Source organism: Pseudomonas sp. MEJ108, assembly GCF_030208985.1.
GTDB classification, from domain to species: domain Bacteria; phylum Pseudomonadota; class Gammaproteobacteria; order Pseudomonadales; family Pseudomonadaceae; genus Aquipseudomonas; species Aquipseudomonas fragariae.
Genome location: NZ_JARVSW010000029.1, coordinates 1 through 22,414, shown reverse-complemented (window position 1 = coordinate 22,414; position 22,414 = coordinate 1). Strand labels below are relative to the sequence as shown.

Annotated in this window: 16 protein-coding genes, 1 tRNA gene and 1 pseudogene; 4 read left to right on the top strand and 14 right to left on the bottom strand. The window is 55.7% G+C overall.

Going from position 1 to position 22,414, the window contains the following annotated elements; genetic code table 11:
• Positions 1-61: 61 nt before the first annotated feature.
• The 6 genes from QRN50_RS14810 to dibA form a co-directional block, all read right to left on the bottom strand.
• The gene (locus QRN50_RS14810; RefSeq protein WP_011266173.1) at positions 62-1,042 is read right to left on the bottom strand and encodes a sulfate/molybdate ABC transporter ATP-binding protein; all 981 of its coding nucleotides are present in this window, start codon (positions 1,040-1,042) and stop codon (positions 62-64) included.
• Between the two features lie 2 nt (positions 1,043-1,044).
• On the bottom strand, positions 1,045-1,917 hold the full coding sequence (cysW, locus tag QRN50_RS14805) for a sulfate ABC transporter permease subunit CysW (RefSeq protein ID WP_002551394.1): 873 nt from the start codon (positions 1,915-1,917) through the stop codon (positions 1,045-1,047).
• Positions 1,918-1,930: 13 nt separating this feature from the next.
• Positions 1,931-2,752, bottom strand: coding sequence for a sulfate ABC transporter permease subunit CysT (gene cysT, locus QRN50_RS14800; RefSeq protein WP_003401602.1), 822 nt, complete (start codon positions 2,750-2,752; stop codon positions 1,931-1,933).
• A gap of 94 nt (positions 2,753-2,846) precedes the next feature.
• The gene (locus QRN50_RS14795) at positions 2,847-3,857 is read right to left on the bottom strand and encodes a sulfate ABC transporter substrate-binding protein (protein ID WP_011266175.1); all 1,011 of its coding nucleotides are present in this window, start codon (positions 3,855-3,857) and stop codon (positions 2,847-2,849) included.
• 152 nt (positions 3,858-4,009) lie between these two features.
• Positions 4,010-4,189 (bottom strand): sulfur starvation response protein OscA, encoded by a 180-nt coding sequence (gene oscA / locus QRN50_RS14790; protein ID WP_003367675.1) that lies wholly within the window; start codon positions 4,187-4,189, stop codon positions 4,010-4,012.
• A 200-nt stretch (positions 4,190-4,389) separates the two neighbouring features.
• Positions 4,390-6,309 carry a phosphodiesterase DibA gene (dibA, locus tag QRN50_RS14785; protein WP_003401609.1) on the bottom strand — a complete coding sequence of 640 codons (1,920 nt, stop codon included), beginning with the start codon at positions 6,307-6,309 and terminating at the stop codon, positions 4,390-4,392.
• Positions 6,310-6,461: 152 nt separating this feature from the next.
• Between dibA and desA the strand changes: the two genes are divergently transcribed.
• Positions 6,462-7,646: a delta-9 fatty acid desaturase DesA gene (gene desA / locus QRN50_RS14780; protein ID WP_024650588.1), complete on the top strand. Its 1,185-nt coding sequence runs from the start codon at positions 6,462-6,464 to the stop codon at positions 7,644-7,646.
• A 129-nt stretch (positions 7,647-7,775) separates the two neighbouring features.
• Complete coding sequence (locus QRN50_RS14775; protein ID WP_003401614.1) at positions 7,776-8,774, top strand: GGDEF domain-containing protein; 999 nt, start codon at positions 7,776-7,778, stop codon at positions 8,772-8,774.
• A 452-nt stretch (positions 8,775-9,226) separates the two neighbouring features.
• On the opposite strand, the gene QRN50_RS14770 is transcribed toward QRN50_RS14775, so the two are convergent.
• The 5 genes from QRN50_RS14770 to QRN50_RS14750 all read right to left on the bottom strand — a co-directional run bounded on the left by QRN50_RS14770 (position 9,227) and on the right by QRN50_RS14750 (position 15,910).
• Positions 9,227-10,612 (bottom strand): HDOD domain-containing protein, encoded by a 1,386-nt coding sequence (locus QRN50_RS14770; protein ID WP_192873866.1) that lies wholly within the window; start codon positions 10,610-10,612, stop codon positions 9,227-9,229.
• 159 nt (positions 10,613-10,771) lie between these two features.
• Positions 10,772-12,052 carry a 4-aminobutyrate--2-oxoglutarate transaminase gene (gene gabT, locus QRN50_RS14765; protein WP_003401617.1) on the bottom strand — a complete coding sequence of 427 codons (1,281 nt, stop codon included), beginning with the start codon at positions 12,050-12,052 and terminating at the stop codon, positions 10,772-10,774.
• Between the two features lie 179 nt (positions 12,053-12,231).
• Positions 12,232-13,674, bottom strand: coding sequence for an NADP-dependent succinate-semialdehyde dehydrogenase (gabD, locus tag QRN50_RS14760; protein ID WP_003367662.1), 1,443 nt, complete (start codon positions 13,672-13,674; stop codon positions 12,232-12,234).
• A 286-nt stretch (positions 13,675-13,960) separates the two neighbouring features.
• A complete protein-coding gene (locus tag QRN50_RS14755; RefSeq protein ID WP_010431160.1) occupies positions 13,961-14,596 on the bottom strand; it encodes a LysE family translocator in 636 nt (211 codons plus the stop codon).
• A gap of 45 nt (positions 14,597-14,641) precedes the next feature.
• Positions 14,642-15,910 (bottom strand): FAD-dependent monooxygenase, encoded by a 1,269-nt coding sequence (locus tag QRN50_RS14750; protein ID WP_192873867.1) that lies wholly within the window; start codon positions 15,908-15,910, stop codon positions 14,642-14,644.
• Between the two features lie 156 nt (positions 15,911-16,066).
• Between QRN50_RS14750 and QRN50_RS14745 the strand changes: the two genes are divergently transcribed.
• Positions 16,067-16,143, top strand: a tRNA-Arg gene (locus tag QRN50_RS14745).
• A gap of 177 nt (positions 16,144-16,320) precedes the next feature.
• Positions 16,321-16,630, top strand: a pseudogene (locus tag QRN50_RS14740) (Arm DNA-binding domain-containing protein); the annotation flags it as partial.
• Between the two features lie 163 nt (positions 16,631-16,793).
• Here the strand turns inward: QRN50_RS14740 and QRN50_RS14735 are convergent.
• Genes QRN50_RS14735 through QRN50_RS14725 form a run of 3 tightly spaced genes read right to left on the bottom strand, consistent with a single transcriptional unit; the run spans position 16,794 to position 22,012 of the window.
• Positions 16,794-18,011 carry a phosphorylase family protein gene (locus tag QRN50_RS14735; protein ID WP_096126735.1) on the bottom strand — a complete coding sequence of 406 codons (1,218 nt, stop codon included), beginning with the start codon at positions 18,009-18,011 and terminating at the stop codon, positions 16,794-16,796.
• Positions 18,008-18,478 carry a response regulator gene (locus tag QRN50_RS14730; protein ID WP_096126736.1) on the bottom strand — a complete coding sequence of 157 codons (471 nt, stop codon included), beginning with the start codon at positions 18,476-18,478 and terminating at the stop codon, positions 18,008-18,010. The genes QRN50_RS14735 and QRN50_RS14730 overlap by 4 nt, the downstream gene beginning before the upstream one ends.
• A 9-nt stretch (positions 18,479-18,487) precedes the next feature.
• Complete coding sequence (locus QRN50_RS14725) at positions 18,488-22,012, bottom strand: hypothetical protein (protein WP_096126737.1); 3,525 nt, start codon at positions 22,010-22,012, stop codon at positions 18,488-18,490.
• Positions 22,013-22,414: the final 402 nt, after the last annotated feature.

The window sequence follows — 22,414 nt, the reverse complement described above, 5'->3', positions numbered from 1 at the left end:
GCAGAGCGTCCAGAAAGGCATTCCCACGCGGAGCATGGGAACGATAGCCGGAGGCTGGGCTTTAAAGCTTCTGCCAGACCTTCGGTTTGAAGAACAGCGTCTCGCCCTTCGCCAGGCCCACCAGGCTGTCGTGGTCTTTCACCACTTCGGCCTCGATCAGCTCATCCTGCCCTTCCACTTTCAAGGTGACCCGCGTCGTCGCGCCCAGCGGGCGGATGTCGCGGACTTCGGCGGCGTGGTGGTCTTCGATTTCCTGGCGGGACAGCGACACCTCATGCGGACGGAACAGCAGGTGACCTTCCGCGCCCAGGCTCAGGCGATTGGAGTCGCCGAGGAAGTGGTAGACGAAGTCGTTGGACGGGTTCTCGTAGACCTCGCCCGGCGAGCCGATCTGTTCGATCACGCCCTTGTTCATCACCACGATGCGGTCAGCCACTTCCATGGCCTCTTCCTGATCGTGAGTCACGAACACCGAGGTCAGGTTGATGTCTTCGTGCAGGCGCGCCAGCCAGCGACGCAGCTCCTTGCGGACCTTGGCGTCCAGCGCGCCGAACGGCTCGTCCAGCAGCAGCACCTTGGGCTCGACCGCCAGGGCGCGGGCCAGGGCGATTCGCTGGCGCTGTCCACCCGACAGTTGCTCCGGATAACGGTCGGCCAGCCAGTCCAGCTGCACCATGTTCAGCAGCTCATGGACCTTCTCGGCGATCCGCGTTTCGTTCGGGCGCTCGCGCTTGGGCTTCATGCGCAGGCCGAACGCGACGTTGTCGAACACCGTCATGTGGCGGAACAGCGCGTAATGCTGGAACACGAACCCGACGTTGCGATCACGCACGTCGTGGCCGGACACATCTTCGCCATGGAACACGATGCTGCCGTCATCCGGGGTTTCCAGGCCGGCAATGATGCGCAGCAGGGTGGTCTTGCCGCAGCCTGACGGGCCGAGCAAAGCCACCAGCTCGCCACTCTGGATGTCCAGACTGATGTTGTTCAGGGCCTTGAAGGCGTTGAAGTTCTTGCTGACGTTACGGACTTCGATCGACATGATTATTCCTCCGCCGCGTTATGGCGCAGACGGTTAATGCGCGATTCGCTCCACTGCTTGAGCAGCAGGATGAACAGCGCCAGGATCAGCAACAGGCTCGCCACGGCAAAGGCGGCAACGTGGTTGTATTCGTTGTAGAGGATTTCGACGTGCAGCGGCAGGGTGTTGGTGACGCCACGAATGTGCCCGGACACCACCGACACCGCGCCAAACTCGCCCATCGCCCGCGCCGTACACAGCACCACGCCATAGATCAGGCCCCATTTGATGTTCGGCACCGTGACGTGCCAGAACATCTGCCAGCCATTGGCGCCCAGCAGCCGTGCGGCTTCTTCTTCCTGAGTGCCCTGCTCCTGCATCAGCGGGATCAGCTCACGGGCAACGAAAGGCACGGTGACGAAGATGGTTGCCAGCACGATGCCCGGCAGGGCAAAGACGATCTGGATGTCGTGATCCTGCAGCCACGGCCCGAACAGCCCCTGTGCACCGAACATCAGCACGTAGACCAGACCGGCGATGACCGGCGACACCGAGAACGGCAGGTCGATCAGCGTGACCAGAATGCTCTTGCCGCGGAACGAGTATTTGCTCACACACCACGCGGCGCTGACGCCGAACACCAGGTTTAGCGGCACCGAGATCAATACCGCTATGACCGTCAGCTTCAGCGCCGACAGCGCGTCCGGTTCGAGGATTGCGGTAAAGAACGCGCCCAGACCGTTTTTCAGGCCCTGGGACACCACGATGAACAGCGGCAGGCCCAGAAACAGGACGAATACCAGCCAGCACAGGCCGATCAGGATGCGTCGCGATACCGCGCTGCCACGACGGGCGGCGTTGGCAGAGGCGGCGGCCGAGACAGATGAATAAGACATGTTCTGCGCCTCCTCAGGATGGGGTTTCAATGCGCCGCTGCAGCAGGTTGATCAGCAGCAGCAGAATGAAGGACACCACCAGCATCATCACGCCGATAGCGGTTGCGCCGGTGTAGTCGTACTGGTCGAGCTTGACCATGATCAGCAGCGGCAGGATCTCGGTTTTCATCGGCATGTTGCCGGCGATGAAAATCACCGAACCGTACTCGCCCACGCCACGGGCAAACGCCAGGGCGAAGCCGGTCAGCCAGGCAGGCAGCAACGCCGGGACGAGGATGTGGCGAAACACCTGTAGCGGACGCGCGCCCAGGCAGGCGGCGGCCTCTTCGACTTCGCGGGGGATGTCGGCCAGCACAGGCTGCACGGTGCGCACCACGAACGGCAGGGTGACGAAGGTCAGCGCCAGGGTGATGCCCAACGGGGTGTAGGCGATCTTGAAACCCAGATCAGCCGCGAACTGGCCGACCCAGCCGTTGGGCGCGTACAGCGCGGTCAGGGCGATACCGGCCACGGCGGTCGGCAGGGCGAATGGCAGATCGATCATCGCATCGATGACCTTGCGCCCGGGGAAGGTGTAGCGCACCAGCACCCAGGCCAGCAGTGTGCCGATCACCCCGTTGATGAGGGCTGCGTAAAAGGCGGTGCCGAAACTCAGCTTGAGTGCCGCGATCACGCGAGGGGCCGTGATGATGGTCCAGAACTGATCCCAGGTGAGCTGCGCGGCATGTACGAACATGGCGGCCAGCGGTATTAGCACAATCAGACTGAGGTACACCAAGGTGTAGCCCAGCGTCAGCCCGAAGCCGGGTATGACGGGGGAGATACGACGCGACATAAAAGTCCCTGGTTTCACTTGCACGAAGCCCGGAGGTTAATCCGGGCTGTTTGGCCAAACCTGTGATGCCGCTGGTGCGGCATCCTCATTCGGCTTATTGCGCCTGATAAATCTGATCGAACACGCCGCCGTCATTGAAAAACTTCGGCTGCGCAGTTTTCCAGCCACCAAAGTCTTTGTCGATAGTCACCAGATCGAGTTTCGGGAATTGCTTCTCGTACTTGGCGGCCACTTCGGCATCACGTGGACGATAGAAGTTTTTCGCGGCGATTTCCTGACCTTCCTTGCTGTACAGGTGCTTGAGGTATTCAGTCGCGATTTCGCTGTTGCCTTTCCGCTCGGCGTTCTTGTCGACCACGGCGACCGGAGGTTCGGCAAGGATCGACAGCGACGGTACGACGATGTCGAACTTGTCCTTGCCGCCGTCTTCTTTCAACGCCAGAAACGCTTCGTTTTCCCACGCCAGCAGCACGTCACCCTGACCGTTGTTGACAAAGGTGATGGTCGAACCGCGCGCGCCGGTGTCCAGGATCGGCACGTGCTTGAACAGCGTCTGTACGTATTCCTTGGCCTTGGCTTCGTCACCGCCGCCCGCCTTCAGGCCGTAGGCCCAGGCGGCCAGGAAGTTCCAGCGCGCACCGCCCGAGGTTTTCGGGTTGGGGGTGATCACCGAAACGCCTTCCTTGGTCAGGTCGCCCCAGTCCTTGATGCCTTTCGGGTTGCCCTTGCGCACCAGAAACACGATGGTCGAGGTGTACGGTGTGCTCGCGTCCGGCAGGCGGGTCTGCCAGTTTTCCGGCAGGGTCTTGCCGAGCCTGGCGATTTCGTCGATGTCACCGGCCAGTGCCAGGGTCACCACGTCGGCACGCAGGCCGTCGATCACGCCACGCGCCTGCTTGCCCGAGCCGCCGTGAGATTGCTTGATCTCGACCTTGTCGTCCGGGTGGGATTTTTTCCAGAAATTGACGAATTCTGCGTTGTAGTCCTGATACAGCTCGCGGGTCGGATCGTAGGACACGTTGAGCAGTTCGTAATCCTTGGCGACAGCCGAACCTGCGAAAACAGCACTGGCGAGAGCCGCCAGCGCAAAACGGCGAATGGACATAGATTGAAGCTCCTGGAAATACGGTGTGTTGGCTTTTTTGATTTCTTCTTGGCGCGTCAGAACGGCATCCGCACGGGCGCGCTGCTTTTTTTCAGGGGGGTATCAGGAGTCAGGATGAAACCCTCCGGTTGACCAGTCGGGTGATTGCCGCTTCAGTTCTGCTTGGCAGGGTTCTGCAAACGAAACTTTTCCTTGCGCTCGATCTGCACCACCTGTGCGTTGTGCACGGTGATTTCGACGGCACCAAAACGCAGGTCACGCAACGCACTCTGAATTTCACGCAGAATGGCTGCTTCGTCCTGACCGTCAACACTACGTAGAGATGCGCTCATTGTCTTATTCCTTGAGAAGTGAGAGGCCGGCCTTCGCGACTGGGGGCGATGGCGTATGGCGGTGAGGCAATAATAGTGAGGTGCGGATATTCTTAAAAAGACTATTTAAGAATGCAGATATAACCAAAAAGACTTTAGAGCGGCGTGAGTCTGTCAGGGTGCATTGCACACCCGGACGAGCGTTGTCAGAGAGGGCTGAACTAGTTGAACGCGGGCGCGTGCGTCCAATCAATCGATTGCGCCGCCATGGGCCGGGCAAACCAGTAGCCCTGGCCCAACTCACAACCGTTGCTTAACAGAAATGAAGCCTGATTGGCGTGCTCGATCCCCTCGGCCAGGACACGCATGCCCAGGCTCGAAGCCAGCGCGATGACCGCCCTTACAATCGCGATGTCATCCACATCGCCCGGCAGCCCGGCCACGAAACCCTGATCGATCTTGAGCTTTTGCACCGGCATGCTCTTGAGCCGCAGCAGCGATGAGTAGCCTGTGCCGAAATCATCGATGGCCAGGCTCAGGCCCAGTTCACGCAGGCGATGCAATTGCTCGATGGCCTGTTCAGGGTCCTCCATGACGGCACTTTCAGTGACTTCCAGCTCAAGAAATGCCGGATCGAGGCCGGTCTCGTTCAAGACCTCAGCCACTTGCCGATCGACATCGCCACGACTGAACAGACGGCTGGATACATTGACCGCGACGGACGCAATCGAGACGCCTTCTGCCAGCCAGGCCTGCATCTGCCGACAGGCGGTATTCAATACCCAGGCATCGATATCGGCGATGAGCCCGTTCTGCTCGGCAATCGGGATGAAATCGCCGGGCGACACCATGCCACGGGTCGGGTGCTGCCAGCGCACCAGCGCTTCGACCGCGCAGATACGCCCGGTCACCAGGTCGTAAACCGGTTGGTAGAAGACCCGCAATTCGTCCTGCTCGATCGCCTGACGCAACTCGCTGGCCAGTTGCACCCGTTGCTGGGCTTGGGCGGTCAGCTCTTCGGTGTACAGCGCAAACCCTTCGCGGCCATCGGTCTTGGCCTTGAACAGCGCCGAATCGGCATTGCGCAACAACTGCTCGGCAGTCAGCGCATCACCGGGAAACAGGCTGATACCGATACTGGCAGTGACGAACAGCTGGTGCCCGGCAATGGGGTACGGCGCTTTGAAGGCATTGATCACCTGCTGCGCGAGCGCTGCGGCATGCACCATGTGTGTACAGTTTTTGACCAGCAGCGCGAATTCGTCACCGCCCAGCCGCGAGACCGTCATGCCGCTGTCGGCCAGCGCATTGAGACGTTCGGCAGCCGCCTTGAGCACTTCGTCGCCGATGTTATGGCCAAGGCTGTCGTTGATGTTTCTGAAGTTGTCCAGGTCGACCACCAGCAGCGCACAGCCGCGCCTGCTGGAGCGCGCCGAGGTCAGCGCCTGGCTGATCCGGTCGGTCAGCAGCAGACGATTGGGCAACTCGGTCAGCGCATCGTAATGGGCCAGTTGCGCCAACTCCTGCTCGGAGCGCTTGATGGCCGTGATGTCGGAAAACACCGCGACAAAATGCCTGGGCTGCCCGTCCTCACCCTTGATGCTGCGGATGGTTTGCCACTGCGGATAGATCTCGCCGCTTTTGCGTCGGTTCCAGATCTCGCCGCTCCACTGCCCGGCACTCTGCAGCGAGTGGTACATCTGCCGATAAAACTCGGGGCCATGACGACCGGACTTGAACTTGCTGGGGTTGAAGCCAAGCACCTCGTCGGCCTGATAGCCGGTGATGTCTACAAACGCACGATTTACATGGACAATGCGTCCTTCGGCATCACTGACCAGTACGCCCTCACGCGTGCTGTCGAACACCACCGCCGCCAGCAGCAGCCGGTCATAGTCCTGCTGTTGACGCTCGAACTGCGCTTCGCCGCCGACGATGGCCTTCAATCTGTCACGTGCAATAAAGATCATGACGGTACTGAGCAACGCCCAGCCGTAACCGATCATCTGTTGTCCGACGGCCAGTCGAGCCGGATCCTTGACGAAAAAAGACAGCAGGGCGCTGCCTGTCGCGAACCACAGAATCGACAGTAGCCCATACAGAACGGCGGTTCGCAGCGCGTTACGGGAATAATCGGACATAAAAAAGCGGGCCTTGAGAAAGGTCTGGATTATAAAGCAAGAAACATCCTGCGACGCTTATGTGCAAGGGTGACTGGTTTTCTGAGCAATGTCAGTGATAATGCTGTTGCGACTTTTTTCTTCACAGGTTTTCTACGAGGGCCAAACAGCCTATGTTGTACAACGGTTTGCTCGACCTTTCCGTCTGGCAGTTAATAGCGGTCACGCTGGTCATGACCCATGTAACGATCATTGGCGTCACGGTCTATCTGCACCGCTATTCAGCCCACCGCTCACTTGAGCTCAACGCGGGTCTGAAACACTTCTTCCGCTTCTGGCTGTGGCTGACCACTGCCCAGAATACTCGCGAGTGGACAGCCATCCACCGCAAACACCACGCAAAATGCGAAACTGTCGATGACCCGCACAGCCCGGTCGTCAAGGGTCTGTCCACCGTGCTGCGCAAGGGCGCCGAGCTGTACCGCGAGGAAGCGCAGAACCAGGACACCCTGCGTATCTACGGCAAGAACTGCCCGGAAGACTGGATCGAGCGCAATCTGTATTCGCGCTACAAGCTGCTGGGCATCGCGCTGATGGCGGTGATCGATGTGGCGCTGTTCGGTGTCCTCGGTATCACGGTCTGGGCCGTGCAGATGATGTGGATTCCCTTCTGGGCTGCCGGCGTGGTCAACGGTCTGGGTCATGCGGTCGGCTATCGCAACTTCGAATGCCGTGATGCGGCCACCAATCTGGTGCCGTGGGGCATCGTGATCGGCGGCGAAGAGCTGCACAACAATCACCACACCTATCCCAACTCGGCCAAGCTGTCGGTCAAACCCTGGGAATTCGACATGGGCTGGGCGTGGATCAAGGTCTTCAGCTTCCTGCGTCTGGCCAAGGTCCAGCGGGTCGCGCCTATTGCCCATCGGGTCGAAGGCAAGGGCCACATGGACATGGACACCGCGATGGCGATCCTCAACAACCGTTTCCAGATCATGGCGCAGTACCGCAAGCTGGTGATCGCGCCGCTGGTTGCCCAGGAACTGGCCAAGGCCGACGAGTCGGTGCGTCATCAGTTCCGCCGCGCCAAGCGCCTGCTGTCGCGTGAGACCAGCCTGCTCGATGACAAGCATCACCTGCGTATCCAGACCATGCTGGAACACAGCCATGCGCTGAAGGTGATCTACGAAAAACGCCTGGCCTTGCAGCAGATCTGGGTCAAGACCAGCAGCAACGGTCACGACATGCTCTCGGCCATGAAAGAGTGGATTCACGAGGCCGAAGCCAGTGGTATTCAGTCCCTGCGCGAGTTCGCCGACCAGCTGAAAACCTACTCGCTACGCCCCGCCCACGCTTGAACCGTTGATCGGCGCGCCTTCCCCTGGCGCGCCGGTCCCGGAACTTATCCCCTCCCCCTCTATCTCATCAACTTTCCCGCCAATCGGGACAGGGCGCCTCACTGGCCGTAAACGCTTGAGATGGTTCTTATGGAAAAGCAGCCTCCCACCTCCCTACCCGGCACACCGATCACTGATATGCCCGCAGCCGCAGAAACCCTGTTAGCCCTGATGCACGCTCAGGCAGAAGTCGCACGCCTGAGCGAGCGTGAACAATTGTTCAGCTCGTTGCTGGTGAGTGTGAACGCTGTTTTGTGGGCGTTCGACTGGGAAACCCAGCACATGATCTATGTCAGCCCGGCCTACGAGCGCATCTTCGGTCGTTCGGCGGGCCTGCTGCTGGCTGACTACAGTGAGTGGCGCGACAGCATCTACCCCGATGACCTGAACTACGCTGAGCGCAGCCTCAACGAGGTTATCGAGAAAGGCTCGATCGAGGATCGCGAGTACCGGATCATTCGTGCGGACGGCGAAGTGCGCTGGCTCAGCGACAAATGCTTCGTCAGCCATCGCGCCGACGCCAGCCAGCGTCTGATCGTGGTGGGCATCGCCGAAGACATCACCGAGAAGAAGCAGCTCGAGAATGAGCTGCAACGCCTGGCGACCACCGATGTGCTGACCCAGAGCAGCAACCGCCGGCACTTTTTCGAATGCGCCCAGCGCGAGTTCGAACTGGCTCGCCTCAATGGCACGCCGCTGGCGTTTCTGCTGCTGGATATCGATGACTTCAAGCTGGTGAACGACACCTACGGCCATCAGGAAGGCGATACCGTGCTGCAACGCATCGCCGAAAGCGGTCGTTCGGCATTGAGGCGGGGTGACTTGTTCGGGCGTATCGGTGGCGAAGAGTTCGCTGCGGTATTCCCCGGCTGTGCGCCGGACATGGCGATGCAGATCGCCGAGCGCCTGCAACGCGAGATCCAGCGTCAGAACTTCCAGTCCGCTGGCACCACCTTCAGCATCACTGCCAGTCAGGGCCTGACCAATCTGGGCCCGGACGACCCAAGCCTCGAAACCCTCTACGGCCGCGCCGACGCCGCGATGTATCAGGCCAAGCGCCAGGGCAAGAATCAGATCGTACTGGTCTGAAATGCTTTCCCGAATGTAGAAACCACGACTGGCCCCTTCGCGAACAAGGCGTACTGCCGCCCTTTCAGTTGGAGTACATACACCTGTGGGAGTCTGCGGTGCCCTGTAGGAGCGGACTTGTCCGCGAAGAGGCCGGTACAGTCGATGGATTTTCTGCGTCAGGAATGTAGCCTTCGCGAACAAGTTCGCTCCTACGGGAGTACGCGGTGCCCTGTAGGAGCGGACTTGTCCGCGAAGAGGCCGGTAAAGTCGATGGATTTTCTGCGTCAGGAATATAGCCTTCGCGAACAAGTTCGCTCCTACGGGAGTACGCGGTGCCTTGTAGGAGCGGACTTGTCCGCGAAGAGGCCGGTAAAGTCGATGGATTTTCTGCGTCAGGAATACCGCCTTCGCGAACAAGTTCACCTACGGGAGTGCGCGGTACCTTGCTCGCGAAGGCGTCAGTGGGGCTTTTACTTCTCGGGCGGACCCTGAACAGCGTCTGCCTGATCCTCAAGTGCAGCAGGCGCTTCAGCAGGTGCCTCAGGTGCCAGGTCGAGCAGATCAGGCTCGTCGTCGACCGCCTCGGCAGCCACCTCAGTTTCGCTAGACAGCGGCCTCAGCAAACTCGGATCCGTCACCCCAGTCAGCTTCTTGCGCAAGCGCTGCAAGTCACCGACGCTCAGCTTCAACAGCTTGGCCGATTTGGTCTTGATCAGCGTGGTCACACTTTCTTCCTCGCCCAGACGCGCCATCTGCCCCGCCAGGTTCATTGTCAGCACTTCGCGTGTGTAGATGCCGGTGTTGTACTGATACACCGCAGCGATCAGCTCACGCAGTTCCAGCGGCAAACGCCAGCGGGTGCGCAGAGCAGAACCGAAGGCCGCGGAGTACTGCTCCAGAGACTGCCCGATCACCTGCTCATCCAGTTGGCCGCCAGCCAGCAGCCACTCCTGCAGACAACCCAATACCGCCAGATCGCCCAGCGACTGCAGCAGTCCGGCGCTAAAACAGCGCTCCGCATCCAGCTCCAGCATGCCGCCCAGGATGCGCGCGTAATCAGCCGTGCGCTGCGACAGGGTCCACAGCTCATGGGCCTTGGCCAGCAACGCGTCGTCGGTCAGCACCGCCATACGCTTTTTGCCCAGACCGGACGCGATATTGGCGCCCTGCACCGGCCCGAGAACGGCCAGCGCTCCGCCCATGGTCTGAATCGGCTTGCCCAGATGCTGCGCCGCCGTGTTGGCGGCTGCGATCAGTACTGCGGTGATGTGCGGATCGTTGCGCAGTTCCTGCTCCAGCAGGGCGGCGTCGATGCCGCTGGCGGTCTGGCTGAGCGTCACCGCCGTGGCGACATCGACGAACAGCGGCGCGCCATCGGCTATGTCGCGGCGTTTGTCGAGAAACTTGGTCAGGGTCAGACCCGGCGTCAGCGCGGGCACCGCACCTGCAACCGGGGCGCTGCGTTCCAGCAACAGGCCTTCAAGACGCTGGCGCAGCCCTTCGGTATTCAGTGGTTTGGTCAGGTAGGCAGTCGGCGCCAGCGGCACGACTTCGCGCACGCTGGCGCTGTCATTGCGATTACTGATCAGAATGAACGGGATGGCGGGCTGACGACGCAGATTGCGCACGCCGCGCAGCAGGCTCAGGCCATCGATCCCCGGCAGCTCGCGGGCGGCGATGATCAAATCCGGCAGGTGTTTTTTCATCCACTCGACGGCCTGTTTACCATCGGTGCACATCTCCAGCTCGATATCCGCACGCACGCCCAGCACCAGGTCGCTGAGCGTCTCGCGAACCCACGGATCAGACTCGGCTATCAGTACGCGAGGAACGGCGGGCAAAACTACAGCGGTCATCATGACTCTCCGATGTCAATGCGACCACCTTAGCCAATGCAAACGTCCGGATATACCCAAAACAGCGAAATACCCCGCTCCAAAGCAAAAAAAACCCGTCGAAACGGGCTTTTTTTGTCTGTTTGGTCATAAATTAATCAATTCATGACTTCACACTTTTTACGCGATTTCAGCAAAGCATTCGTCAAGAATGGCCAGGCCGCGTTTGAGCAATTCGTCTTCGGCGGTCAACGGCACCAGCACGCGCAACACGTTGCCGTAAGTACCGCAGGACAACAGAATCAGACCCTTGTCACGCGCCTTGGCAACCACCTGAGCCACTGCAGCGGCGTTAGGCTTGTGCGAGTCGCCGTCTTCGAACAGCTCGACAGCGATCATCGCACCGAGCGCACGCACTTCACCGATAACCGGGTACTTGGCCTGCATCGCCTTGAGCGAGGTCACCAACTGCTCACCAACCGCCTTGCAGCGCTCCAGCAAGTGCTCTTCTTCGAAGATGTCCAGCACCGCCAGTGCCGCAGCACAGGCTACCGGGCTACCGGCATACGTGCCGCCCAGACCGCCGGGTGCGATGGCGTCCATGTACTCAGCCTTGCCGCACACGCCCGCCAGCGGGAAGCCGCCTGCGATGGACTTGGCGAAGGTGGTCAGGTCAGCCGCAACGCCCATCTGCTCCATCGCGAAGAACGTGCCGGTACGGCCCGCGCCGGTCTGCACTTCGTCAGCGATCAGCAGAATGCCGTGCTTGTCGCACAGTTCGCGCAGACGCAGCATGAAGGCCTTCGGCGCCACATAGAAACCACCCTCGCCCTGGACGGGTTCGATGATGATCGCAGCGATGTCCTTGGGCTCGGCGTCATTCTTGAAAATGCGCTCGATGCTGGCGATGGAATCATCCACGCTCACGCCATGCAGCTCGCACGGGTACAGCGCGCGGAAGATACCGCCTGGCATCAGGCCCATGCCGGCCGAGTACGGCACGACCTTGCCGGTCAGGCCCAGGGTCATCATGGTGCGGCCGTGGTAAGCGCCGGTGAAGGCGATAACGCCCGCACGACCCGTCGCAGCACGGGCGATCTTCACAGCGTTTTCCACTGCTTCGGAACCGGTGGTCACCAGCAGAGTCTTCTTGTCGAAATCGCCTGGCACCTTTGCGTTGATTTTTTCGCACAGCTCGACGTAAGGCTCGTAGGCCAGTACCTGGAAGCAGGTGTGGCTCAGCTTGGTCAGCTGTTCTTGCACGGCAGCGATGATCTTCGGGTGCAGGTGACCGGTGTTCAGCACGGCAATACCGCCGGCGAAGTCGATGAACTCACGACCTTCCACGTCGGTAACGGTCGCGTTCTTCGCCGAAGCAGCGAAGATCGGGTGGATCTGACCAACGCCACGCGGGACGGCTGCATGGCGGCGTTGCATCAGGGATTCGTTAGTCTTGCTCATGTATTCCTCATTCGCCGCTCATCGGTCGGCGTGGGTCAAGGATCAAGCGGACCGGATCAACTGCGGCAGCATACGATGATCGACTGCTGCAGCCTTCAGGCCACCAGGAAACTGCGGTGCAACAAAAGCCGATGACACGTCGCTCTCGCGCGCCATCGGCTGCAATACCCACGTGTCGGTCAGACCGACAGGCAGAGGTATTTGATTTCCAGATAATCTTCGATGCCGTACTTGGAGCCTTCACGGCCCAGGCCGGACGACTTGATACCGCCGAACGGTGCCAGTTCGTTGGAGATCAGGCCGGTGTTGATACCCACCATGCCATATTCCAGCGCCTCGGCGACACGGAACACGCGGCTCATGTTCTGCGCGTAGAAGTACGACGCCAGACCGAACTCGGTGTCGTTGGCCATCGCAATCACTTCGGCCTCATCCTTGAAGCGGAACAGCGGGGCCAGCGGACCAAAGGTTTCTTCCCGGGCCACGGCGGCATCTTTCGACACGTTGACCAGAATGGTCGGTTCGAAGAACGAGCCTTCCAGGCTGTTGCCACCGGTCAGCACGGTTGCGCCCTTGCTGACGGCGTCGGCGATGTGCTCCTTGACCTTGGCCACCGCCTTGTCGTCGATCAACGGGCCGGTGGTGACGCCTTCTTCCAGGCCGTTACCGATCTTCAGCTTGCCGACCGCCGCCTTGAGCTTCTCGGCGAACGCGTCATACACCGCGTCCTGCACGTAGATGCGGTTGGCGCACACACAGGTCTGGCCGTTGTTGCGGTACTTGGAGATCATCGCGCCTTCGACCGCCTTGTCGAGGTCGGCATCGTCGAACACGATGAAAGGCGCGTTACCGCCCAGCTCCAGGGACACCTTCTTGATGTCCTTGGCGCACTCGGCCATCAGCTGGCGACCAATGTCGGTCGAGCCTGTGAAGGACAGTTTGCGCACGATCGGGTTACCGGTCAGCTCGGCACCGATATCGCCTGCGCTGCCGGTCACCACGCTGAACACGCCAGCCGGGATACCCGCACGCTCGGCCAGTTCAGCCAGGGCCAGTGCCGAGAACGGCGTTTGCGACGCAGGCTTGAGCACCATGGTGCAGCCCGCCGCCAGTGCCGGGCCGGCCTTGCGGGTGATCATCGCCGCCGGGAAGTTCCACGGGGTGATCGCTGCAGTCACACCAATTGGCTGCTTGAGCACGATCAGGCGCTTGTCCGGCTGGTGACCAGGGATCACGTCGCCATAGACGCGCTTGGCTTCTTCGGCGAACCACTCGATGAACGACGCAGCGTAGGTGATCTCGCCCTTGGCTTCGGCCAGCGGCTTGCCCTGCTCCAGCGTCATCAGCAGACCCAGATCGTCCTGGTTCTCGATCATCAGCTCGAACCAGCGGCGCAGCTTGTTGCCACGCTCCTTGGCAGTCAGCGCACGCCAGGCCGGCAGCGCCTTGTCAGCCGCCTCAATCGCCCGACGCGTCTCGGCTGCGCCCATTTTTGGCACAGTGCCGAGGATCTCGTTGTTGGCCGGGTTGTTGACCTTGATCGACTGACCACCGTCCGCGTCCAGCCACTGGCCATTGATGTAGGCCTGCTGGCGGAACAGTGTGGAATCTTTGAGCTGCATGTCGGCCTCCTAAACAGCATCGCCCGACAGGCGACGCGAACAATTGATATCGATGCACCCCATTTGGAAGCCATCGTCAGGAAAACATTCCATCGGGTTCCAGCGCTGCGCAACGCATGAAGGCAGGAAGACCGAACAAGAGCGTTTGAAATCTCAAACGAATCCTAGGCATTGCGGGGGGAAAGGACAATAGCCCGTTCGAAAAAAAGAACGGACGCAGGAAGGTGTGTGGTTTTCTGATCAGCGTCGAGCCGCGACGCAGAGGCATCTTCCCTATGCGGTGGAGTCAGGCGGCCCTGCCCTTCAACGTGAACAGGCTCAACCCCAGACCAATAAACGACGCGCCAAACACCCGATTGACGTTCTGGCGCCTGCGGGCCGAATTGAGATGGCGCTTGAGCGTCTGTGCCAGCAGCACATAAAAGACGTGAGCAACCACAGAGCAGCCGGCGAAGGTCACGATCAACACGCCCGTCTGCTCCACCTGAAAGGTGCCGGGCTGGATGAATTGCGGCAGAAACGCGATGAAAAACAGGATTGCCTTGGGGTTGGTCAGCGCCACCGAGATGCCTTTGATAAACAGGCTGCCTGTGGACACCGCTTTGGGCACGTTGGCCAGCGCATCGAATGCACTGCGCGCGCTACGCCACTGCTTGATCCCCAGATAAACCAGATACCCCGCGCCTGCGATTTTCAGGACCAGAAAGGCACTGGCGGACGCTACCAGAATCGCGCCCAGCCCGGCCGTTACCGCCGTGGCAACCACGATCAACCCCAAGGCGTTGCCGAGCGAACCGACCATCGCCCTCGCCGGCCCGTGGGTGATTGAATTCGACAGCGCCATGATCACCGCAGGCCCCGGCGTGAGCGTAACGAACAAGGCAATCATCGCGAAGCTGAGCCACTGTTGTAGCGATTCCATTTTTTATTCTCCCTGTGGCGCAGGCATTAACCCACGCCTGTAGCGCTATCGATAATCCGGAAGCGTGAACGACTGCACCGCCGGGGTCAGCGCCCTGGCAGCACGCTTGCTGATAAAGGGCGTTGCCACCAGCCGCTGCACGGCGCGCAGGATCTTCACCCCGGTCTGAGTGCGAGGATGGACCAGACGCGGCACGAGTTTCGGCACGCTCTGCGACTTTTTCACCACAGGGCGCAGGACATATTCGTACGAGGCAAGCGCCTCGGCAATGGTATCGGTCTTGGTGAGTTCGCCCGCCAGCACATACGCGCCAATCAGCGACAACGAAGCGCCGACTCCACCCAGCGGCGTGACACACCACGCCGCATCGCCCAGCAGTACCACCGGGCCATTCGACCAGCGATCGATCTTCACCTGACGCAAGTCGTCGAACCAGAAATCCTCTGCAGCCTCCATCCCCTCCAGCAGACGAGGCACCTCCCAGCCCGCGCCTGCAAACGACGCCCGGAGAAACGCTTTCTGCTCGGCAACACTGTTGCCGACCGTCAGGTGGCTTCGGCCCTGCACATTAAAGAACGCACGCGTCGTACCGCGATTGTCCGGACGAACACCCGCACTGCGACCGCCCACCGCGTTATACCAGCGCGCGGTCTGGCTATCGGTCGGCGCGCGAGGCACAGTAAAGAACGCGCACGCCAAATCCATCCGGCGCGGCTGATTCTCGCCGGGGAACACCAGCTCCCGCGTGCGCGAGCCGACACCTTCGGCAATGATCAGCAGATCAAAACTCTCCTGGCCACCGCCTTCGAACGTGACCGACACGCCCTCCGCATCGTGCTCGACCGAGACGATGCGATCACCAAAGCGATAGAACGCATCAGCAGACGACGCCTCATACAGCAGACGCGCAAGGTCACCGCGCAACACCTCAAGCTCAGCCGTCGGGCCGTCCCCGTCCAGACCGGCCAGATCAATGCGCGCCGCCGTGCGGTTATCCTCATCGACCCACGCAAGCCCCGTCTCGCCGGTATTGAGATCCTTCACCGCCTGCTCAAGCCCCATCAGGCGCAAGACCTCCCGAGCCGCACCCCGCACATCCACATTCTGCCCACCATCACGAAAGGCAGGCGCCTGCTCGACAACCGTGACATCGCAATCGCGCTGCGTCAGCCACCAGGCCGCGGCACACCCCGCGATACTGGCGCCGGTAATAAGAACGCGGCACGGGCTGCGCTCGATGCTTTTGAACTGATTGATAAGAGGCCCTCGGTGAGAACGAACTGACGGAGTGGTATGGGGAGCATCATGCACCAGCTGGCGGTTGTGCCGGTAGCGGTGGGCTGTTCCTTTGTGGACGACAGAGGGTGTGAGGTGATGAAAGGCTGTTGCAGGGCGCGCCGGATGATTTGTGTCGCACACCGCCCGCAACTGGACGCCCCGTACCCATGTGAGTATCATGGCGCCCGCGTCGCACCAGTAGCTCAGCTGGATAGAGTACTGCCCTCCGAAGGCAGGGGTCGTGGGTTCGAATCCCGCCTGGTGCACCATATTTTGCAGTCTGGATGTGTCTTGAGTTGTGGACAGTCTACGAAGAACTCCGAAAGCCCGCCTTGTGCGGGCTTTTTTGTTTTTGGGTATCCACTCCGTCTCCCTCCTATTACTTCACGCCTTGTATGCCCCTCCGAGTATGCTTTGCGATTTCTTGAACTGGAGGCATACACGCAGTGAAGTGTACTGAAATCAAGCGCTGCCCCTTGACTAACCTGAAGCCAGAGACAGCCACCTACCGGGAGCTGGATGGCAAGGGTCTGTATTTCGAGTCAAAGCCAACGGGCAGAAATCCTGAGAGCTGCGCTACAAAAAGCCTGATGGCAAGTGGTCCTTGCTTGGCTTCGGTGGCTATCCTGAAATCAGCGGCTCACAAGTCATGCAGATGGTGGCTCAGCTCATGGAAAACGCATCCAACGGTAAAAATCCTTAATCAGCAAACAGACTCGAAAAATCGCTGACCGAGTGGCGGCAAACAATACCTTCTAAGCATTAGGCTGCGAGTAGTTTGAGCTGCCCACCCAGCACAACTTCATCTATAACTCACAAGCAACCTAGATAAATACGGCAAATAAACGGAAGCTATAGCCTCCGTTTTTCCCCACCGTAAAGGTAGATATCTAAAATACTCCCATGAAAACTGAATAAATCAGTTTAAATCAAAAGCATCGGATCTAAATAATTTATCCGCAAAAGCAGCACTTGTATGCGCCGCGTATGCTTGCCAGTCATCATTCTTTCCTGTATCAGCAAAGTCGCAAACAGACTTGATAACTATTGCGATGGGCTTTGGGTTTACAGCACACTCTACTGCAGCCATTACCGCGTACCCTTCCATCTCAATTGCTGCAAGCTCTCTATGTTGTACGACAACATTACGGGCCTCTTGATCGTCTGCAATAACACTCGCCCCGGAAGCCATTGGGGCAACACGTATTGCTAGGGTTCCTTGAGGAGTGTTACCACTCCAAGTCGCTCGAATTGATTGTGTAGTGTTACTATCTCGAACTAATTCATTAACGATCTGACGGACGTTTGCATCCAGTGGCATCTGATATGCCGCCCCCTGGAATACTGGTGACTCATTAGAGTCCAAAATTCTCTTTCCGCTGCCATAATCCCATGCAGGGTCAGCCACAACAACATCCCCCAAGTTGGCTTTGCCAGGTATACCTGCGCAAATCCCCGTCATAACTAAATATTTTGGTGAGAACTGACTAACCATTTTTGCCGAAACGGACGATGCAGAGGGCATTCCTTTTCTTGGAGCACAAACAGCAACTACATTAACAACTTCTTCTCCTCGCTGAAAGCTTCCGAAGTGATAGGTAGTTGGATCATTCACAAAACGTTTAACATGCCAATTGTAATTTAGCTTCAAAACCGCATCTAGCTCGGGGCTTTGCAGTGCAGTTACAATCGCGATGTCTACTGCTTGGCCTTCGGAAGTACGTCCATTGCGAGCGACAAGATACTTAACTCGACCCAATAGTATCCTCTTCCAAGATTCAGCCTCGGTAGCGTATTGCCATAATATCGCTCCTCGGAGAGCAGCTTTTTCACGAGCCACATCTAGATCGGTCTCACGACCTGTGATAAAGAAAACGTCAGCGGGAAGAGTCGCTAGTGGATCAATAATCAACATATCTAGAAGATCAATACCACCTTCAATTTCTGGACTATCATCAATGCCATTAGGAAGGTTTAAGTCAATGACTAAAATATCAAACTTGGACAACCTTATTCGTTTACGTGCTGCAACGGCGGTGGTTTCATGAACAATTTTTGCCACAACACCTGCATCTCTAAATGTTTTGGAAATCACATGAGCCTTATCAATCTCATCATCAACTATAAGAATGTTCATTTTATTCCCTTAAGTATTTTTGCCATTGAATTCTTTAATGCAGACTGCCAGCCCTCTTGTCTGGAATCATAATAAACAAGGTCATGAAATGGAGGTGAATACTGTGACTTTAATTCGTGAGTGAGCTGAGTCAATGATATTTTGTTTGACTTCTCACCGAACGAATCGAACATAGTCACTATTATAGTTGGGGTAAAAATCGACCTCAACTTCATTTGGGCCAGTAGGTCTCTACCTGCAAAGTTTTCCGGAGTGCCACCGCTCGGCTCAGAATCGGTGACATCAAAACTTGGCATGCTCATATCCATAAGTATCAATTCAATTTTACCCTTGCCTCGTATTACCTCTCTGAGACCAGAGCCATAAGATCGCGCTATTGAAATTTCAACCTGCCCATACTCTCTCTCCACGAACGCCTGTACTCTGCGAAGCTTTTCATCGTCATCTTCTATTAATAAAATGTGCATGTAATCTCCTCAAAGCCCAAATTCGATGTCAACAATAAACTTTCCGTCTACCCATTTGAAGTCGAGTGAAGGATCTTTATGTGCAGGTCCACTGGCAGTCAACCAAATTTTATGTAATCCACTTGATCCTTCACCTTGAGCACGACGACTAGACTCTTTTAGTCTAATGGACTGTCGAATTTGCTCAACCTTCGAAAACTCTTCTTCACCAACAACAGCCATATTTACATTATTTGAAAACTCGGCAAAAAACTTGCCATCAACGAAAGAAATAGCAACCCGCGCATCTAAGTCGCATACGCTAAAGCGAGAATGATTTATGGCGTTTTCCATGAGACCATAGAACACATATACCATGCCATCGAGAGTGCGACCGGGCATTAGATTGGAGCCTTCAGCTACTAAACAGTCAACCCCTACCCAGCTTGATGCCGCAGACATTGTATTCTTTATCATGTTTACAGCAATATGAACAGGAAAGTCGACTGCATAATCTTGCCGATCATACACTTCACTGCGCTTAAACCATGACGTAACTATATCCAGCCGAGTTCGAGTGTTCGTTCTAGCTCGACCAATAGCATTCACTAATTCACTATGCACAGGTAGCCCTTGAAGATCGCCAATACGATTGACTAAATTATCAAAAGCCTCCGATACTCTGTCGCGAATCGTGGTGTTGAACACCCTCTGAACAGACTCTAGATTGCGATCCGTCTTTTCCCACAACGAATCAACGCATCTTTCAATAAACTGGTCAATATCCTTTACGGATCGATCTTCTACCTGAGCGGCCTTTCTCTCTAGACGTGATGAATTATAAATAAACAAAGCATGTCGATCTTCGCCAGCAGCAGCGACTTCATTCACAACTCTAACCTGCAACAGACGATCTTTAACGAAATCTAAAATCTCATCAAATTCTCTTGAGAATACATTTAACGCCTCCCTAATTACTGTCTCACTAGCATGAGTAATCCCACCCTCAAAACTATGCAGCCAATAATCATTAGGGAGGTAATTATCACCCTTCTCCTCTTTACTGGTCACTAAGCTTTCGTCCTCAACAGCTTTTCTGAGAGTGCTACTTAGAGTGCCGTGTCTAACTCGAGTACTTAAATAAGCATTAAGGCCATGTCCTCCCTTCAGAAACTCGTTAGTAACCTCAGAATATAGCGCATCAAATTGAGCATCAGTTTCGCTGGTAGTATCTAAAGAGAGAACCCTAAAGTGCGCTAACATTCGGGCCGTCGCAGAATCTCCAGCATTTCGTGACTCCAACATTAAATGAGACAAACTCTCTAGGATAGCTTCACTTGCGGTGGGCAGGCTGGGTGTAATTGTTTTATATCTAGCGTATGTGTCACCGAGTTTAGTTCTAAGAACTTTTTTAATCGCATCAATATCTACATACACCTTACTCTGTTCAACCAGCGTCATTCCTTTGGCAATCGCTTGCTGTTTAACACGATCTTTAATTTCTTCAAGATATTTCTTGGAGTTTAATGGGTCTAGATCCACAAGCTTTTGACAAACTTTTATTCTTGCCTCTTCAATAACTTTAGTACCATCATATATTACTGTCTTTCTCATTATTTCAGGACGCCAAACACGATCAAGATACGCTACTTTAACGTTCTCGGGCCATCCGTCTAGGACTGCAACCAACTCATCAGGTATATTAACATTATTTTCCAGTTGAAATTTTTCGAATGCGTATCGTAACTCTGCCAATCTTGACGCATCGAAAAATTCTAAGTGAAGTCCTAAAATTAAAGGAATGCTTACACAGTTGGGCCAACTATCTGCCGCCGGCAGGGCGTCGACTACTTCTTTGATAGGTACAGCGGTCGGTATATCTGGATTATCAAAAAAACTAATAACTGTAGCTTTTGCTGCAGAACTGAAATCTTTTTTCTTTAGATAAGATATTGCTAGACCACCTCCAAATTTAATTCTGTCGATCGCCGGTGCATTTTCATAAAGCCACTGATAGGTGACCAATGCCTCATCCGCATTTTTACCGGAAAGTTGAAACCTCGCCAAAGCCTTCTTGAGTTTATATTCCGCTACATACTCAGAGCCAATATCTTCACCTTTGTCTGAAACATTGAATAGTCTCATTGTTCTAGGAAAGAATGATGTAAAAGAATCATCCTTGAGTAAGTTAGCCTTGATCCCCGCGGTGGCAACTAAAAGACTGAAGGGGCTCAACCCCTGATCCCTGAGGATTACATCTCTCAGCCAATATCCACGAAAGCCTTCACCTTCAGCCTGTAATTCATGCATCACTAAAGACTTTGAATAATTAGCCCAAGAGTGATTATAAAATCTCCTTGCCAGTGTCAAGATAGCATGAGCAGCAATATATGTTTTGTCTGAAAGAGCAAAAAAGTCACGCAAGTTAGATTCTAAATAGCTTGCTACACCTGCACCTTCCGAGAATTCTATAGCGGATGCGATCTGAGACTTTACTTTCAAAACAAAAATATACATATCACTTGGCTGTCGACCTAGTACATCACTCGCAAGAGGAAGAAACTCCTCATAACTTTCTGATGTGTACGCATCAATTGCTTTGGCTCGTACGGGATCTACAAGTGAAAACTCAGGTTTCACAATTCCAAACGCTCTTAAGACGCCTATCAGGCGCAGATCATTTATCTTGTCAAACAACACAGAAATTGACTTAACAAACTTGCCTTTGATTTCCTTCGGCATGATGTTCTGAGTTACTAGCGCCTGCAATATACACACAACAGCTTCGTAAGTATCAATAATGCCGCTATGCGACTCGTGAAACAACATTGGTGCAACGCTGTCCGGAGGCATCTCCACTTGGTCCAAAACTTTACAATGTAGATACTTCTGCAGCACCTCATCATACTCAGCAGTAACTGCCTTTAACTCCTCCTCCAAGTTGTCTTTGACAGCAGTTGCATCAATGCGTTTTTTTATAAACCAAAATATCAATTGAAGGAACTGATTAGAGCCTAACTCAGCGAGGTACTTCTCCTCAATTTTTCGTGCTCCCTCAAATCCTTCCCAGTGCTGCGCTGTACAAAGTCGAGCTTGTATGAGCCACGTTGAGACCCCAAATGACTGTTCAATTTTCTCGAGTATCCTAAGGCACTCATCCTTATCATCGCGCAAGATACTTTCTTCGTACTTTACCTGAAGCACCGCAAAGCTATTTAGTTGCTCCCCAAATTGCACACAGCGGCATATTGCCCACATCAACTCAGAAACTTTTGTCGTGGGAACTCCCAGTACTGGAGTGCTAAATAATTCTGAAAGTTTTCGTGGAAATGGCTGCCCATAAACAGTATCTAATTGCTCGGCCAAATTAGGAATTCTTGGAAATATCGAGAACAGCTGCTCCGGATCTGTCTTGGCTTTAAGATTGTATATTGCCGCTTGAATATTTGAGCTCTTGCGTAGACTTGTTACATACTTACCTATCAATCTTTCACGAAGCATCTGCTCTCTATTTGGAATTTGGTTTTTTTTTTGCTTCCTGATGGTTGTGCCCATTTTTTCTTCCATGCTTACTATCAGGTTAAATTTACGAGTTTGGTTTATTCGAAAGAAAATCTTTATTGCCTGTTACCATCAGCCGACTGGCTAGGAATCTTAACTCTATTCAATCATATCATACTGCCATTAGCGCGTCTTGTTACACCTACTCTTGCAGTAACGCTGAATGTGGTCGTGCGAACATCGCGGTGTAACAGAATAAAAATCATAAAAACCATAGACTTATAGTCCTGGCAACGCCTGTCACACCATTTACCCCACCTCTGCACCCCGTAGGATTTGAATCCACCAGCGAGGTCATACGTCGCTGCGTTCTTACATCTGAACCTAGGCGTCGCTTGCCTCTAGGGAAACTCTGAAAAAGACTTCCTAATTTGGCAAAATCTCCGGACAACAGTC

What these genes read in the sequence shown, in the direction of transcription:
- QRN50_RS14810 (WP_011266173.1), bottom strand. Translation starts at nt 1,042, where the DNA reads ATGTCGATCGAAGTCCGTAACGTCAGCAAGAACTTCAACGCCTTCAAG.
- cysW (WP_002551394.1), bottom strand. Translation starts at nt 1,917, where the DNA reads ATGTCTTATTCATCTGTCTCGGCCGCCGCCTCTGCCAACGCCGCCCGT.
- cysT (WP_003401602.1), bottom strand. Translation starts at nt 2,752, where the DNA reads ATGTCGCGTCGTATCTCCCCCGTCATACCCGGCTTCGGGCTGACGCTG.
- QRN50_RS14795 (WP_011266175.1), bottom strand. Translation starts at nt 3,857, where the DNA reads ATGTCCATTCGCCGTTTTGCGCTGGCGGCTCTCGCCAGTGCTGTTTTC.
- oscA (WP_003367675.1), bottom strand. Translation starts at nt 4,189, where the DNA reads ATGAGCGCATCTCTACGTAGTGTTGACGGTCAGGACGAAGCAGCCATT.
- dibA (WP_003401609.1), bottom strand. Translation starts at nt 6,309, where the DNA reads ATGTCCGATTATTCCCGTAACGCGCTGCGAACCGCCGTTCTGTATGGG.
- desA (WP_024650588.1), top strand. Translation starts at nt 6,462, where the DNA reads ATGTTGTACAACGGTTTGCTCGACCTTTCCGTCTGGCAGTTAATAGCG.
- QRN50_RS14775 (WP_003401614.1), top strand. Translation starts at nt 7,776, where the DNA reads ATGGAAAAGCAGCCTCCCACCTCCCTACCCGGCACACCGATCACTGAT.
- QRN50_RS14770 (WP_192873866.1), bottom strand. Translation starts at nt 10,612, where the DNA reads ATGACCGCTGTAGTTTTGCCCGCCGTTCCTCGCGTACTGATAGCCGAG.
- gabT (WP_003401617.1), bottom strand. Translation starts at nt 12,052, where the DNA reads ATGAGCAAGACTAACGAATCCCTGATGCAACGCCGCCATGCAGCCGTC.
- gabD (WP_003367662.1), bottom strand. Translation starts at nt 13,674, where the DNA reads ATGCAGCTCAAAGATTCCACACTGTTCCGCCAGCAGGCCTACATCAAT.
- QRN50_RS14755 (WP_010431160.1), bottom strand. Translation starts at nt 14,596, where the DNA reads ATGGAATCGCTACAACAGTGGCTCAGCTTCGCGATGATTGCCTTGTTC.
- QRN50_RS14735 (WP_096126735.1), bottom strand. Translation starts at nt 18,011, where the DNA reads ATGAACATTCTTATAGTTGATGATGAGATTGATAAGGCTCATGTGATT.
- QRN50_RS14730 (WP_096126736.1), bottom strand. Translation starts at nt 18,478, where the DNA reads ATGCACATTTTATTAATAGAAGATGACGATGAAAAGCTTCGCAGAGTA.
- QRN50_RS14725 (WP_096126737.1), bottom strand. Translation starts at nt 22,012, where the DNA reads ATGGGCACAACCATCAGGAAGCAAAAAAAAAACCAAATTCCAAATAGA.